13 protein-coding genes are annotated in these 14,823 nt (G+C 64.8%); 5 read left to right on the forward strand and 8 right to left on the reverse strand.

The annotated features are described in order from the left end of the window. Positions 1-431: 431 nt before the first annotated feature. From WCB02_RS25870 to WCB02_RS25880, 3 genes are all read right to left on the reverse strand, one after another. Positions 432-1,811, reverse strand: coding sequence for an aspartate aminotransferase family protein (locus WCB02_RS25870; RefSeq protein WP_423962602.1), 1,380 nt, complete (start codon positions 1,809-1,811; stop codon positions 432-434). A 337-nt stretch (positions 1,812-2,148) separates the two neighbouring features. Beyond that, on the reverse strand, positions 2,149-2,586 hold the full coding sequence (locus WCB02_RS25875; RefSeq protein WP_423962603.1) for a cupin domain-containing protein: 438 nt from the start codon (positions 2,584-2,586) through the stop codon (positions 2,149-2,151). Between the two features lie 211 nt (positions 2,587-2,797). Continuing rightward, the gene (locus WCB02_RS25880; protein ID WP_423962604.1) at positions 2,798-3,073 is read right to left on the reverse strand and encodes a hypothetical protein; all 276 of its coding nucleotides are present in this window, start codon (positions 3,071-3,073) and stop codon (positions 2,798-2,800) included. A gap of 708 nt (positions 3,074-3,781) precedes the next feature. Between WCB02_RS25880 and WCB02_RS25885 the strand changes: the two genes are divergently transcribed. Continuing rightward, positions 3,782-4,060 carry a GlsB/YeaQ/YmgE family stress response membrane protein gene (locus WCB02_RS25885; protein WP_423962613.1) on the forward strand — a complete coding sequence of 93 codons (279 nt, stop codon included), beginning with the start codon at positions 3,782-3,784 and terminating at the stop codon, positions 4,058-4,060. Positions 4,061-4,241: 181 nt separating this feature from the next. Here WCB02_RS25885 and WCB02_RS25890 read toward each other — a convergent pair whose 3' ends face one another. Genes WCB02_RS25890 through WCB02_RS25905 form a run of 4 tightly spaced genes read right to left on the reverse strand, consistent with a single transcriptional unit; the run spans position 4,242 to position 8,792 of the window. Further along, positions 4,242-5,867 carry an NAD(P)-binding protein gene (locus WCB02_RS25890; RefSeq protein WP_423962605.1) on the reverse strand — a complete coding sequence of 542 codons (1,626 nt, stop codon included), beginning with the start codon at positions 5,865-5,867 and terminating at the stop codon, positions 4,242-4,244. Positions 5,868-5,878: 11 nt separating this feature from the next. Beyond that, entirely contained in the window at positions 5,879-6,919 is a 1,041-nt protein-coding gene (locus tag WCB02_RS25895; protein WP_423962606.1) for a thiamine pyrophosphate-dependent enzyme, read from the reverse strand. Positions 6,920-6,941: 22 nt separating this feature from the next. Next, a complete protein-coding gene (locus tag WCB02_RS25900) occupies positions 6,942-8,204 on the reverse strand; it encodes a transketolase C-terminal domain-containing protein (protein WP_423962607.1) in 1,263 nt (420 codons plus the stop codon). Between the two features lie 9 nt (positions 8,205-8,213). Continuing rightward, complete coding sequence (locus WCB02_RS25905) at positions 8,214-8,792, reverse strand: 2-oxoacid:acceptor oxidoreductase family protein (RefSeq protein WP_423962608.1); 579 nt, start codon at positions 8,790-8,792, stop codon at positions 8,214-8,216. 391 nt (positions 8,793-9,183) lie between these two features. Here WCB02_RS25905 and WCB02_RS25910 point away from each other — a divergent pair, with 391 nt between their 5' ends. The 4 genes from WCB02_RS25910 to WCB02_RS25925 all read left to right on the forward strand — a co-directional run bounded on the left by WCB02_RS25910 (position 9,184) and on the right by WCB02_RS25925 (position 14,097). After that, entirely contained in the window at positions 9,184-11,496 is a 2,313-nt protein-coding gene (locus tag WCB02_RS25910) for a Tex family protein (RefSeq protein ID WP_423962614.1), read from the forward strand. 105 nt (positions 11,497-11,601) lie between these two features. Then, positions 11,602-12,294, forward strand: a complete 693-nt coding sequence (locus tag WCB02_RS25915; RefSeq protein WP_423962609.1) for an alpha/beta family hydrolase — start codon at positions 11,602-11,604, stop codon at positions 12,292-12,294. Positions 12,295-12,396: 102 nt separating this feature from the next. Further along, positions 12,397-13,377, forward strand: a complete 981-nt coding sequence (gene bioB / locus WCB02_RS25920; protein WP_423962610.1) for a biotin synthase BioB — start codon at positions 12,397-12,399, stop codon at positions 13,375-13,377. 18 nt (positions 13,378-13,395) lie between these two features. Further along, positions 13,396-14,097 (forward strand): haloacid dehalogenase type II, encoded by a 702-nt coding sequence (locus WCB02_RS25925; protein ID WP_423962611.1) that lies wholly within the window; start codon positions 13,396-13,398, stop codon positions 14,095-14,097. A 6-nt stretch (positions 14,098-14,103) separates the two neighbouring features. Here the strand turns inward: WCB02_RS25925 and WCB02_RS25930 are convergent. After that, positions 14,104-14,823 (reverse strand): SDR family oxidoreductase (locus WCB02_RS25930; RefSeq protein WP_423962612.1); only part of this gene is annotated, 720 nt, incomplete at its 5' end.

Genomic DNA, 14,823 nt, shown 5'->3' on the forward strand with positions numbered 1-14,823 from the left:
CCTGTCATCTGGCCTGATGCGGCCCCGGCGCGGCTCCGCGCGATCGGGTGGGCCTGGTGGGCGTCAGCGCCGCTCCAGCCGCAGCCGATCGAGCCGCGCGCCGATGATGACGATGGCGCCGAGCACGATCATCTGCACATAGCCATCGATCCGGGTCAGATCCATGCGCCCGGGTGCCGCGAACAGTCCGTTCGGTCGGCGGATCTCTGAGATAAGCCGCCGACTATACGCCGACGATCGGCGAGGCTCTTGACGCTGAGCGCAGGAAGATTTGTGCCGGAGAGCACGGAGAGCCTAAATTGTCGGCCGTTCCGGGGTTTGCCTCAGGCGCGGTCGGCGATACGCGCAAGGTCTTGCGCGGCAGACACGGCCGTCATCGGTCTCGGCGCAACGGATGCATCTGCCTCGAAGAGGCACAATCCCGCGTCCGGTCAGGCCTCCGGCATGCCGGAGTCGACCCAGGCGCGGATATCCTCGAGCGTCGCCGCGAAGCGTTTCAGCATCTCGTCGACCTGGGCGGTCGTGATGATCATCGGCGGACAGAAGGCAATGCTGTCGCCGATGGCGCGCACGATCAGGCCGTGCTGATGACCGCGCTCGAACAATCGCAAACCCACTCGCTTTGCGGGATCGAAACGGGTCCTGGTCGCCTTGTCCGCGATCAGTTCAACCGCGGCGATGAGGCCGCGGCCCCGCACTTCGCCGACCAGCGGATGGTCGGCGAAGCGCGCCAGGCCGGCGCGCATGTGGGAGCCGACCTCGATGGCGTTCTGGATCAATTCGCGTTCCTCGATGATGGCGAGGTTTTCGAGCGCGACTGCGGTCGCGACCGGATGGGCGCCCGTCGTATAGCCATGTCCGAAGGTGCCGAGCCGATCCGACTGGTCGGCCATCGCCTGGTAGATGGCGTCGCTGATCAGGACGGCGGCAAGCGGTTGATAGGACGACGTGATCTGCTTGGAGCAGACCAGGATGTCCGGCTTGATGCCGAAACTGTCGCAGCCGAACATCGTGCCGAGCCGCCCGAAACCGTTGATCACCTCGTCGGCGACGATCAGGACGTCGTATTTGCGGCAGACTTCCTGGACGCGCTGCCAATAGGTCCGCGGCGGCACGATCACGCCGCCGGCGCCCATCAAGGGTTCGCCGATAAAGGCCGCAACCGTTTCCGGACCCTCGGCGAGGATCATGGTCTCCAATTCGGCCGCAAGCCGCTCGGCAAAGGCCTCTTCGGTCTCGCCGGGCAGCGCGTAGTGGTAGTGGTGTGGACACGACACATGCCGGACGAAGGGCAGCGGCAGGTCGAACCCCTTCTGGTTGGTCTGAAGCCCGGTCATGCTGCCGGAGGCAACCGTGATGCCGTGATAGGCGCCCTGGCGGGAGATGAACTTCTTCTTCTCAGGTCGGTCCAGCGCGTTGTTGTAGTACCAGACGAACTTGACAACGGTGTCGTTGGCTTCGCTGCCCGAATTGGTGAAGAAGACGTGCTGCAATCCGTCAGGCGCGAGCGAGACCAGTTTCTCGGCCAACTGCGTCGAAGGCTCATGGGTCTTGTGCGAGAAGATATGATAATAGGGCAGTTTCGCCATCTGCCGCGCGGCTGCCTCGACCAGCCGCTTCTCGCCGAAGCCGACCGCGACGCTCCATAGTCCCGCGAGTCCCTCGATATATTCGCGCCCCTCGTCGTCATAGACGTAGATCCCCGAGCCGCGGTCGATCACGATCGGGCCGACGCGTTCGTGCCGCCGCAGATTGGTCGCGGGGTGGATCTGATGGGCGATGTCTTTGCTCTGCAGCGAATTCGTCAACATGGAGGTTGTGGCTTCCTGGCGTCGAAGGAATGGAGAGCCCGGAGGCGATGGGACCGGGAGCGGCAGCCTATCATGGATCGGACGCGCGCGAAGCCGCTCTGATGTTGCGCGGCGTGCGGCCGAACCGGCTGCGATAATTCCGGCTGAACTGCGCCTGGTCGCCGACCCCCATTGGTAGGCGATTTCGAGATGCTTTTTCGGCAGCCCGGATCGCGCAGCACGGCGGCGCAAAGGCGCTGATTGCGAATATAGCCGCACATGGTGATGCCCTCTCTCTCGAAGATCTGATGCAGATACCGCAGCGAGATACCGCAACCGTCCGCAACCATCTGGGGCGTCAGCCGCATGTCGTCCAGGCGCGGCCGGATGAACTGTCAGCAGGATGCAGATGCGCGTTGCGGACCGAGGAGGAGCGGCCGACCAGCGCGCGCTCATCGGCTTCGACCGCCATGGCCAGGAGATCGACGAGGTGCTTGCCCATCACCGCCCGGGTGGACTCGTCGACCGCCTCGATGCGCGCCGCGGTCAGCCGCAGCGTGTCGACGAACAGCGCGCCGACGCTGCGGCGGGCATCGAACCGCAGGGTGGCGAGGCGTTCCGGACGCGAAATCCGCCCGCGCAGCACGGCGCGCGGGATCTTCAGCACCCACAGCGCGGCCGGTTCACGATGGCTGAATTCATAGGGCAGATGGCTCCGCTCGATCAGGAAGGCGCCGGGACGGCAGCGCACGTCCTTGCCATCCTGCGCGAAGCGGATTTCGGCCAGTTCCGGCACCGCGGAACAGCGGCGTGGACTATGCAGCCTGAGCCATCCAGGCACACCTCTGTCGAGAATTTCTTTATCGAACTCGCGCGGCTTGCAAGCCGATCCCTCAGGCCCGCGGTCCAGCCGCGGACTCAATCATGAGGAGCAGGATTAACGGGCATCGGTTCGTTTCGATCAAGAACGGAACCTTTTTCTCCCGCTTTGGACGAGTCCAAGACGGCTAGCCGGTCGACGATCTTTCGGCCCGGCGTCGGGCCTTGACCCAGACCGGAACAGGATCGAGCGGAGTCCGGTAGAGCTCCCTGTTGTCGTAGGTGACACGAATGGCACAACCTCTCGAACGCAGTTCCGGCCGCGCGGTTGAAAGCTCGTCTGCGAGGCTTTCAGCCTTTTCGAACGCGATCTCGTTGTTTTCGAGGATCATGCCGCCCTGGTTTTTGAATTCATCGCCGATGACGAGATCGAAGTAGAAGTAGGGCATCAGAATCGCCTGCATGTTGGTTCATGCAAAGTCTACCATCATGCGAAGGGTTCCCTGATAGGAACGAGACTTGTTAGCGATTGATCATTCGCGTGTGTTGCAGTTCCGCAGCACCCAACGTTCGAGGATTGCCCGTCAATCGCCCCTGGACAGTCCGACCGTCAAGAACGGCCACGGTTCGGACATGGCTCACGCGCATTCGATCCGCCGACATGTCCGTCACGTGGCGGGCGACAAGCTCATGCTCACGCAGGGTCTGCACTCGACGCCACGCTTGGGGTCCGGGTGACGAAGCCCTGGCCGCAAGAACCGCAGCTCCAGAGGTAGCTGACTTGCCCCTCGGATTGCAGGACGGAGGCCTCGGGAGCGACCATCGAGTCCGCGCATATCGAGCACCGCGGCATCGCCCGTAATCGCGGCCAATGCGTCGTTCGTGATTGAATCTTGATGTGATGGCGCAAACTCATGACGTCGCTTTCCCCCCGGACTGCGTGGCTTCAGCCGAAAGATTGTCGCGGCGAAAATTTTTTCCCGCAAGCCCAAGCTGCTGGCAGACCGCCTAAGCCGTTAGCAGGCATGGCGTTCTTCCGTATACCCAGAGGCGCTGGCGCGCGCAGCAGGCCGAGGGTTTGTGGATGGCGGCGCGGCGGCGTGGAACCCTTGGAGCGGAGTAGCCGTTGGTGCTTTGCAAAAGCAACAAACGCCGCACTCTCACAAGGATTGATGAAAATGTCAGGTGAAAGCCTTCTAATCGTGATTTTGGTCGGCGTCATCGCCGGCTGGTTGGCCGGTCAACTGGTTCAGGGAGCCGGCTTCGGCCTGATCGGCGATCTCTTGATCGGCATCGTCGGCGCGCTGATCGGGAGCTGGCTGTTGCCCAGGCTCGGGATCCATCTCGGTACCGGGTTTGTCCGGGAGATCGTGAGTGCCACAATCGGCGCCGTCGTTCTGCTGCTGGTGATCCGTCTGCTCAGAGGCGGCATGGCGTACCGTCGGTACTGAATTGAGACGCCGCAAGGCGAAACCCATTAAGCGATCAAATGGTGCGGCTTATGACCAGGGGATACCTGCGGGTATCGTCTCGGGCGAGGCCGCGCTTTTCGACAATGAGCGCGACAATCAGGCTCCGCGCACGAGCATTTTTAGCCGTCGCCACTTTTCGACGGAACAGAATTGTCTCGCCTCAAATCGCTTCCGGGATCATCTGGATGGCGCCGCAGGGGCATTCCTGCGCGCAGATGCCGCAGCCCTTGCAGTAGTCCAGGTTGAACTCGAAGCCCATGCCCGGCCCGAGCTTGATCACGGCATTGTCGGGGCAGACGCCATAGCAATTGTCGCATTCGAAGCAGTTGCCGCAGGACAGGCACCGCCGCGCCTCGTAAAGCGCATTGCTCTCGTCGAGGCCGCCCACGACCTCCTCGAAGGTCGAGGTGCGGCGGGCGGTTTCCAGGACCGGCTGCAGCGTCTTGGGCGCCTCGCCGTAATACCAGGTGTTGAGCTTGTCGGCCGAGGCGATCTCATGCTTCGGCGCCGGCGCGTAGGTCTGGCCACGCAGCCAGGCATCGATATGGCGGGCGGCCTTCTTGCCGTGGCCGACCGCAACCGTGACGGTGCGTTCCGATGGCACCATGTCGCCGCCGGCGAAAATGCCGGTCGCTCCGGTCATCATGTTGGGTCCGACCTGGACGACGCCGTCCTTGATCGCAAGGCCCTCGACGCCCTCCAGCAGTGACAGGTCGACATCCTGGCCCAGCGCGAGCACGACGGAGTCCGCTTCCAGCGTCTCGAATTGGCCTGTCGGCTGCGGAAAGCCCTTGTCGTCGAGCGCCATCTTCTCCACGGTGATCGAACCGGCCTCGACATTCTTGATCGTCGACAGCCATTTCATCATGACGCCCTCTTCGATCGCCTCTTCGACCTCGAAGTCGTGCGCCGGCATGCGGTCGCGGATGCGGCGATAGACGATGATGGCTTCCTCCGCGCCGAGCCGCTTGGCGGTGCGGGCGACGTCGAGCGCGGTATTGCCGCCGCCATAGACCACGACCTTGCGGCCGAGCAGCGGCTTCTCTTCGCCCTCCATCGAGCGCAGCACGGCCACGGCGTCCAGCACCTTGGCCGCTTCGCCGGCCGGAATATAAGCGCGCTTGGCGATATGGGCGCCGACCGCGAGAAACGCCGCATCGAAGCCGCCATCCGCCATCGCGTCCGCGATGTTGGCGACCTTGGCATTGTAGACGAAGCTGACGCCGAGATCTGCGATGCGCTTGACCTCGGCATCGAGCACGTCGCGCGGCAGGCGATATTTGGGAATGCCGAACCGCATCATGCCGCCGGCCGCCGGACCCGCCTCCTGAACCGTCACGGCATGGCCGAGCCGGGCGAGGTGATAGGCGGCGGACAGGCCGGATGGTCCGGCGCCGACCACCAGCACCTTCCTGCCCGACACCGTCGTCGGCGCGGCAAGGCGCCAGCCGTTCTTGATCGCGAGATCGCCGAGGAACCGCTCGACGGAGTTGATGCCGACGGCCTGGTCGAGCACCGCGCGATTGCACGCGGTCTCGCAGGGATGATAGCAGACCCGCCCCATCACCGCGGGCAGCGGATTGTTCAGGGTGAGCGAACGCCAGGCCGCCTCGTAATCGCCGCTCTCGGCAAACGCCAGCCAGCCCTGGATGTCCTCGCCGGCCGGACAGGCATGATTGCAGGGCGGCAGGCGGTGGACGTATTCCGGCCGCAGCGTGCGCCACGAGCCGGTGTGATTGATCAGCGAGGTGCCGACGTCGAGCGTAATGGCGAACGGATGTTCCATGGCGGATGCCCTCACTCATCCCGGCCGGTCGCATCGACCAGGCCGTATTCGGCGATATTGGCGTCGCACATCGCCTGCAGCCGCAGGATACGCGGGTCTTCATGGCCGCCCTTGAACAGATGGGCGAAGCGGCGCTGCAGTTTCAGATAGTCCTGCACCGGCACCTGGCGGCGGATCTTGCGCACCTGCGTCACCTTGCCGTGTTCGGCCTCGAAGATCGGATAGAGCCCGCATTCGACCGCGAGCCGCGCCAGTTGAATCGTGTCGTGTGAGGCCGAGCCCCAGCCCAGCGGACAGGGCACGTTGATCTGGATGTAACGGGCGCCATGGATCGACATCGCCTTGATCACCTTGCGCTCGAGGTCGTGCAGGTCGGCAACGGTCGCGGTGGCGACATAGGGAATGTTGTGCGCGACGGCGATCTTCGGCACGGATTTGCCGGTGCCGAACACATTGCCGGGCTCGAGCCCGAGCGGTGGCGTGGTCGCGGTGCGCGCGGTCGGCGGGGTCGCCGAGGAACGCTGCACGCCGGTGTTCATGTAGCCTTCATTGTCGTAGCAGATGTAGAGCACATCATCGTTGCGCTCGAACATGCCGGACAGGCACTGGAAGCCGATGTCGGTGGTGCCGCCGTCGCCGCCCTGCGCGATGACGCGCACCTCGGGCCGCTTCTTGACCCGCATCGCCGCGGCAACGCCGGTTGCGACTGCCGCCGCATTGCCGAACAGTGAGTGCAGCCACGGCAATTGCCACGATGTCTCCGGATAGGGCGTGGTGAAAACCTCGAGGCAGCCGGTGGCGTTGACGGCAATCAGATTGTTGCCGGTGGCGCGCATCGCCGCATCGATCGCATAGCGCGCGCCGAGCGCCTCGCCGCAGCCCTGGCAGGCGCGGTGACCGCAGGTCAGCGCATTCGATCGCGCCTGCGAGGCCTGCACGGCGCGCTGCTCCTCCGCGATCAGCCGGTTGCCGACGGTGAAGGTGCCTTTCTGGTAGTATTTCAGCTTTTGCGTGGCTTGGTCGGGCGGAAGCGTCGCGACGGGCGGGGTCATGGTTTGGTCCTTGGCGTGATCTTCACTCGGCGGCCGGCGGGATGGATTTGGCGAGCTCGCGCAGGATGTTTTCGGCGGTCGGGCCGGAGCGGCGGGTCTTGCGGGTGCGATGGATCTCGCGGCCGACCACGCGGTCGTTGAGGTCGAGAAAATTGGTGCCCTCCCAGGGCTGCACGCTGGCCTGCCGGAACAGATGATGCAGCGAGGCGCGCGTGATCGGGCGGCCGCCGAGGCCGGCGACCGAGGAATGCAGCCGCGGCGGCCGCGGCAGATTGCGCAGCGCGACGCCGACATCATTGGCGAGCTGCCCGCCCATGCCGACCGCGACGCTCTTCTCCACCACGACGATGTCCTTGGCACCGGCGAGCGCAGTGCGCAGCGCCTCGACCGGGAACGGCCGGAATGCTGTCATGACGACGAGGCCGATGCGAATGCCTTCCTGGCGCATCTCGTCGATGGTGTCCTTGATGGTGCCGCAGACCGAACCCATCGCGACCACCAGCATGTCGGCATCCTCGGCGCGGTAGCTGCGCAGCAATCCGCCGGACTCGCGGCCGAAGGCCTTGTTGAATTCGTCAGACAATTCCGGAATCAGCTTCAACGCCTGGGTCTGCTTGTAATGAGCGAGAAAGCGCACCTCGGTGAAGGCCTCGGGGCCGACCATGGCGCCGATCGAGGCCGGTTCGGCGGGATCGAGTACCTGCACCGGATCGTAGGGCGGCAGATAGCCGTCGACCTGCGCCTGCGTCGGGATGTCGATGCGTTCGACCGCATGGGTCAGGATAAAGCCGTCGACGCAGACCATGACCGGCATCGACAATTCCTCGGCCAACCGAAACGCCTGGATGTGCAGGTCGACCGCCTCCTGATTGGTTTCCGCGAACAGCTGCAGCCAACCGGCATCCCGCATCGACATCGCGTCGGAATGATCGTTCCAGATGTTGATCGGCGCGCCGATCGCGCGGTTGCCGAGCGTCATCACGATCGGTAGCCCCAGCCCTGACGCGTTGTAGACCGCTTCCGCCATGAACAAGAGGCCCTGCGATGCGGTCGCGGTATAGGCCCGGGCGCCGGCGGCGGAGGCCCCGATCGCGACCGAGAGCGCTGCGAACTCGCTTTCGACATTGATGAACTCGCAGTTTTCCAGCGCGCCTTCCTTGACCAGTTCGCCGAGCCCTTCGACGATGTGGGTCTGCGGCGTGATCGGATAGGCGCAGATCACTTCAGGGCGGCACAGCGCGATGGCTTCGGCCATCGCATGCGAGCCTTCGATTTGCTTCAACATCGGCTTTCCTCAGGCTGCGGTTTCGTGCTGCTGCAACACGACGAATTCATGCGCTTCGCGCGCGGCGGCGACATTGGCGGCGCCGATCTTGCCGGGGAAAGCCTCTGCGATCGCGCGCTCGACGCTTTCGAGCCGGACGAACCGTGTCAGCGCGGCGAAGGCGCCGAGCAGCGCCGCATTGGGCACGGGACGGCCGACGTGCTTGAGCGCGAGTTCGGTAGCCGGCACGATTACGGCATGGCCCTTCGGCAGCCGCTCGACGACGAGACCGAGATGCAGCTCGGCAAACGTCTTGTTGGTGTTGACCAGGAGATAGCCTTGGCTGCGCAAGCCTGCGAACACGTCGATCACCTTGAACAGCGTCGGGTCCTGCACGATCAGGCAATCGGGCTCCAGGATCGGTTCGCGCAGCCTGATTTCCTGATCGTCGATCCGGCAGAACGCCACCACGGGCGCGCCGGTGCGTTCGGAGCCGAAGCTCGGGAAGGCCTGGGCGTGCCGCCCCTCGAAAAACGCGGCAACCGAGAGCATCTCCGCCCCGGTCACGACTCCCTGGCCGCCGCGGCCATGAATTCGCACCTGAAACATCGGCAAATGTCCTCCGAAAGCCTGTTCCGTACACTCCAAGATAGCGGGCCACGGCGCGAGACCCTTGAGCTTGATCAAACTCGCTCGAATCGGCAGAAATTCCGGCAGGGCCGTCCGTTCAACCTGCGTTTCGCTCGCGGCAGCCGATTTGATGCGTGCCCGCGTGTGTCTTGCCGACCACAGGTGAGCGGATCGCATGGATGTGAAACACTACGTCCGATTCGCCGCGCGCTCGCCGTAACCCCGGGGGGATCGCGAACGGGGACGCGATCGCGCCGTTTTTCTGGTTTCCCACAGCTCCAAGCGAGCGGGTTGCGCGAAGCAGCCGACGCTCCTATCCAGTCTGCCCGCCACGATTTGCGAAAGATCCGCCGTGCCGAAAATCACCTCCATGATCGCCGCCGAACTCGCCGTCCGCGACGAACAGGTCCAGGCCGCCATCGACCTGCTCGACGGCGGCTCGACCGTTCCCTTCATCGCCCGCTACCGCAAGGAAGCGACCGGCATGCTCGACGATACGCAGCTGCGCACGCTGGAGGAGCGGCTGCGCTATCTGCGCGAGATGGATGCGCGGCGAATTGCCATCATCGACAGCATCAAGGAGCAGGGCAAGCTGACGCCCGAGATCGAGCAGGCACTGCTCGCAGCGGACACCAAGGCGCGCCTGGAGGACATCTACCTTCCGTTCAAGGAAAAGCGGCGTACCAAGGCACAGATCGCCAAGGAGTCGGGGCTCGAGCCGTTGGCCGATCTGCTGCTGCTGCACCCGGACAAAATTCCGGAGACGGAGGCTGTGGCCTTCGTCACGAAGGACGGAGAGCATCCGGTCGCGGACGTCAAGGCCGCGCTGGAAGGCGCGCGCGCGATCCTGGTCGAGCGCTTCTCCGAACATGCCGACCTGATCGGCACGCTGCGCGAGGAGATGTGGGGCCGCGGCCAGCTCAAATCGACGGTGCGTCACGGCAAGAAGACGAGCGGCGCGAAATTCGCCGACTATTTCGACTTCTTCGAGCCCTATGGCAAGCTGCCCTCGCATCGCATCCTGGCGATGTTGCGCGGCGAGAAGGAGGAGGTCTTGTCGCTCGACTTCGGCGACGGCGAAGACCCCGAGAGCAAGGACCCTACGCTTTACGAAAATCGCGTCGCCGTGACCTTCGGCATCGCGCGCAAGGGCCGGCCGGCGGATGCCTTCCTGTCCGAGAGCGTGCGCTGGGCCTGGCGAACCCGAATCAAGCCGGGGCTTGCGCTCGACATCCGCCTGCGGCTCTGGCAGCAGGCCGAGAAGGAAGCGGTGCGCGTGTTTGCCGCCAATCTGCGCGACCTCCTGCTGGCGGCGCCTGCCGGCGGCCGCGCCACCATCGGGCTCGATCCCGGCTTCCGCACCGGCGTCAAGATCGCCGTCGTCGACCGCACCGGCAAGTTCGTCGACCACGACACGATCTATCCCCACGAACCGGCGCGGCAGTGGAACGAGAGCCTGCTGAAGCTGGCGCAACTCTGCGTCAAGCACAAGATCGAGCTGGTTGCGGTCGGCAATGGCACGGCGTCGCGCGAGACCGAGAAGCTCGTGGCCGATCTGATGCGGCTCAAGCCGGAGCTCAATCTCACCAAGGCCATCGTGTCCGAGGCCGGCGCCTCGGTCTATTCGGCCTCGGCCTTTGCCTCTAAGGAGTTTCCCGATCTCGACGTTTCGATCCGAGGCGCGGTCTCGATCGCGCGCCGGCTGCAGGACCCCCTCGGCGAGCTCGTCAAGGTGCCGCCGGCCTCGATCGGCGTCGGCCAGTACCAGCACGACCTCAATCAGTACGAGCTCGCGCGCACGCTCGACGCCACCGTCGAGGATTGCGTCAATGCCGTCGGCGTCGACCTCAACACCGCGTCGGCGCCGTTGCTGGCCCGAGTCTCCGGTATCGGCGAGACCCTGGCGCAAAACATCGTCGCCTATCGTGACGCCAACGGCCCGTTCCCGACCCGCACCAAACTGAAGGAGGTGCCGCGATTGGGGCCGAAGAGCTTCGAGCAATGCGCCGGCTTCCTGCGCATCCGCGATGGCGAAAATCCGCTCGATGCCTCCGGCGTGCATCCGGAATCCTATCCGGTGGTGAAGAAGATCATCGAGGCGACCAAGAGCGACATCAAGACCCTGATCGGCCAGACCCAGGCGCTGAAGACGCTCAAGCCGGCAAATTTCGCCGACGATCGTTTCGGCATTCCGACGGTGACCGACATCATCCGCGAACTGGAAAAACCGGGCCGTGATCCGCGGCCGGAGTTCAAGACCGCGAACTTCCAGGAAGGCGTCGAGAAGATCACCGATCTCAAGCGCGGCATGGTGCTGGAAGCGACCATCACCAATGTCGCGGCGTTCGGCGCCTTCGCCGACATCGGCGTGCACCAGGACGGCCTGATCCACATCTCCGCGATGGCGGAGAAGCGCATCACCGATCCGCGCGAGGTGGTCAAGCCGGGCCAGGTCGTCAAGGTCAAGGTGATCGACATCGACGTGCCGCGCAACCGCATCGCCCTGACCTTGCGATTGTCCGATCCGCTGCCGCAAAAGGGCGAGCGGAGGACGTCGGGCGGCGGAGGCGGTGGCGCCACAGCGCGACCTGCGACCCGTGAACGGGCCCAGCCGGAGAAATCAGGCGGCGGTGCGCTGGCTGCGGCGCTGGCCAAGGCGGCGGAGCGGCGGAAGGGCGGGTAACCGCGTTGGCCGGGCCTGGTCCGAGGTGTCAGGCCCACGGAAAAGCTGCTAGTCTTCAGCCGCACGGTACAAGCCGTTTCCGATGCCGCAGGTCGCAAGCCAGCCTTGAACGTATCAACGCCGCAACCGCTCACGATCAAGGTCGGCTCATCGACCTCGGTCGCCGCGCTGTTGATCCATCCGTCCGCCGCGCGCGCCTGCATTGTGCTGGCCCATGGCGCGGGTGCCGGCATGACACATGCCTTTATGGAAGCCACGGCCACCGGGCTCGCCGCGCGTGGCATCGCGACGCTGCGCTATCAGTTTCCGTACATGGAAAAAGGCAGTAAGCGGCCCGACCCGCCAGCGGTGGCGCAGGCCGCGGTTCGCGCGGCGGTCGAAGCGGCCGCGCGATCCTGTCCCGGTTTGCCGTTGGTCGCGGGCGGCAAATCCTTTGGCGGCCGCATGACCTCGCAGGCGCAGGCCAAAGCGCCGCTGCCCGGTCTGCGCGGGCTGGCGTTTCTCGGCTTTCCGCTGCATCCGGCCGGAAAATCGTCCGCCGATCGCGCCGATCATCTCGCGGATGTGCAGATCCCGATGCTGTTCCTGCAGGGGACCCACGACAAGCTCGCGGAAATGACGCTGCTGCGGCCCGTCGTCGCGCGGCTTGGCGCGCGCGCCACGCTGTATCCGATCGAGGCAGCCGATCACTCCTTCCACGTGCCGGCGCGATCGGGCCGCAATGATCGCGAGGTCATGGACGAGGTGCTGGACACGCTCGCCGCCTGGATCGATGCGGTCGTAAGCCAGCATGCCTGACCGGCGACCAGCTACCGAAAATGCGCGGGCCGGCCGCGGCTGGCGCGAGGCGGCGGATCATGCAATGCTCTGGCCGCAATCAGGTTTTCGGAGAGTTTTGCAATGCTTGAGCTCGGCAATGACACGGCCGTGGTACCAACGCCCGCGGCGGCGACGCAATGGACCGGTGAGGCCGCCTGGTCGGTTTACCGGCTGCCTTTCAATGATCTCCTGTTTCGGGCGCAGTCGGCTCATCGCCAGCATTTCGATCCCAACCGGGTGCAGCTGAGCCGGCTGCTCAACATCAAGACCGGCGGCTGCCCGGAGGATTGCGGCTATTGCAGCCAGTCGTCGCATCATGCGACCGGGCTTGCCGCCTCGAAACTGCTGGATGTCGAGAAGATCGTCGCCGAGGCGCGCAAGGCGAAAGAAGGCGGTGCGACGCGCTATTGCATGGGCGCGGCCTGGCGCAATCCGAAGCCGCGCGACATCGACGCCGTCATCGAGATCGTCGGTGCGGTGAAGGCGCTCGGGCTCGAGACCTGCATGACATTGGGCATGCTCGACCGCGAACAGTCCGATCGGCTGAGCGCGGCGGGGCTCGATTACTACAACCACAACATCGATACCTCGGAGCGTTATTATCCGAGTGTCATTTCCACCCGCAGCTTTGCCGACCGGCTGGAGACGCTGGACAATGTCCGGCAGTCCGGCATGAAGGTGTGCTGCGGCGGCATTCTGGGCATGGGCGAGAGCGAGAACGATCGCGTCGACATGCTGGTGACGCTGGCCAACCTGCCCGAGCCGCCGGAAAGCGTTCCGATCAACATGCTGATTCCGATTCCGGGCACGCCGCTGGCGGATGCCGCGCCGATCGGGCCGATCGAATTCGTCCGCATCATCGCGCTCGCGCGCATCATGATGCCGGTGTCGTTTGTGCGGCTGTCGGCCGGCCGCTCCGCCATGACCGACGAGATGCAGGCGTTGTGCTTCTTCGCCGGCGCTAATTCGATCTTCGTCGGCGACACGCTGTTGACCGCCGGAAATCCGGAGGACGAGGCCGACCGCAAGCTGTTCCGCCGGCTGGGGCTGCAGGCGCTCTGAGCATCAAGGGGAGTCGCGTTGAGTATCGATTCCGTCAAGGCCAACGTCAAAGTCTGCATGTTCGACCAGTACGGCACGGTGGTCGACATGCAGGGCGGACTGACTGCGATCGCTGCACCGTTCCTGCAGGCCAAAGGCTGGAGCGGCGATCCCGATGCCTTTGTCACCTGGTGGCGGCGCACCCATTTCGAGAACTCGATGATCGATGCGCTCCTGCATCGCGCGCACACACCCTATCGCGAGATCGGGCATCGCGCGGTGGCTCATGTGATGGACCGCGCCGGCATCAAATACAGCAAGGACGAGGTGAGCTATCTGGTCGGCGAAATCGAAAAACTAAAGCCGTTTCCGGAAGTGCCGGCCGCACTCGACAGGCTGCGCACCCGATACGGACTGGTGGTGCTCTCCAATGGAGATCCGGACATGCTGGAAACCGCCAGGCAATATCACGGTATCGCGTTCGACCGCGTCATCTCGGTGAGTGAGGCCAATTCGTTCAAGCCGCATGTCGCGACCTACACCAAGGCCGCCGAATTGGTGGGGCTGAAAATGGATCAGATCCTGTTCGTCGCCAACCACGCCTTCGACTGCATCGGCGCGAAATCGGCCGGCATGCGTACCGCCTTCATCGACCGCCGCAGCCGCCCGTTCGGCGAAACCCCGCATCAGCCGGACATTCTGGCGCAGACGATGGCGGCTCTCGCGGAGGCGATCGTCTGACCGGCGTCACCCCGCCGATGCTGCGCCATAAATCCGGTCGCGCAGGCGGCGCATGCCGGCGAGCCAGCGCTCGCGGCTCGAGGCCTTGCGCTGCATGTAGTCCTGTACCTTCGGATGCGTCAGGATGAGGAAGCGTTCCTGTTCCATCGCCTCGATCACCATCCGAGCGACGTCGGCCGGCTGCAGCACGCCGTCGACGCGGGCGGCGCTCGGTCCTGGAATCGTCATGCCGGTTTGCACCGATTGCGGGCAGAGCACGGAGACGCGGATGCCGCGATCGCCATATTGAATGGCGAGATGTTCGGCGAGCGCCACGGCGGCGTTCTTGGTCACGCCATAGGGCATCGAATTGAGTGACGCCAGCAGGCCGGCGGCGGATGCGGTGTTGAGCAAATATCCGGAGCCGCGCGCAAGCATGCCTGGTACCAGTGCCCGGGCCGCGAACACATGGCTCATGACATGCACCCGCCAGCTGACGTCCCAGTCGGCGTCGGCAGCGCTCTCCTGTCCCTTGCGCGACAGGCCGGCATTGGAGAAGAACACGTCGATCGGGCCATATTTGTCTTCAGCGGCCGCGATCAGGGCGTGGATGTCTTCCTCGACGCCGACATCGGCAGTGACCGCCAAGCCGTCGATATCGGCGGCGACCTCGGCCAGGCTGGCGCGCGACGATCTGAGGTCGGCGACCACCACGCCGCGCGCGCCGGCCTTGGCATAGTCGCGGGC

The organism is Bradyrhizobium sp. (genome assembly GCF_049581145.1).
In the GTDB taxonomy this organism is placed as follows: Bacteria; Pseudomonadota; Alphaproteobacteria; order Rhizobiales; family Xanthobacteraceae; genus Bradyrhizobium.

Bases quoted from the DNA above. Each gene is read 5' to 3' on its own strand.
- bioB (WP_423962610.1), top strand. From the start codon at position 12,397: ATGCTTGAGCTCGGCAATGACACGGCCGTGGTACCAACGCCCGCGGCG.
- WCB02_RS25885 (WP_423962613.1), top strand. From the start codon at position 3,782: ATGAAAATGTCAGGTGAAAGCCTTCTAATCGTGATTTTGGTCGGCGTC.
- WCB02_RS25910 (WP_423962614.1), top strand. From the start codon at position 9,184: ATGATCGCCGCCGAACTCGCCGTCCGCGACGAACAGGTCCAGGCCGCC.
- WCB02_RS25905 (WP_423962608.1), bottom strand. From the start codon at position 8,792: ATGTTTCAGGTGCGAATTCATGGCCGCGGCGGCCAGGGAGTCGTGACC.
- WCB02_RS25880 (WP_423962604.1), bottom strand. From the start codon at position 3,073: ATGCAGGCGATTCTGATGCCCTACTTCTACTTCGATCTCGTCATCGGC.
- WCB02_RS25900 (WP_423962607.1), bottom strand. From the start codon at position 8,204: ATGTTGAAGCAAATCGAAGGCTCGCATGCGATGGCCGAAGCCATCGCG.
- WCB02_RS25890 (WP_423962605.1), bottom strand. From the start codon at position 5,867: ATGGAACATCCGTTCGCCATTACGCTCGACGTCGGCACCTCGCTGATC.
- WCB02_RS25895 (WP_423962606.1), bottom strand. From the start codon at position 6,919: ATGACCCCGCCCGTCGCGACGCTTCCGCCCGACCAAGCCACGCAAAAG.
- WCB02_RS25870 (WP_423962602.1), bottom strand. From the start codon at position 1,811: ATGTTGACGAATTCGCTGCAGAGCAAAGACATCGCCCATCAGATCCAC.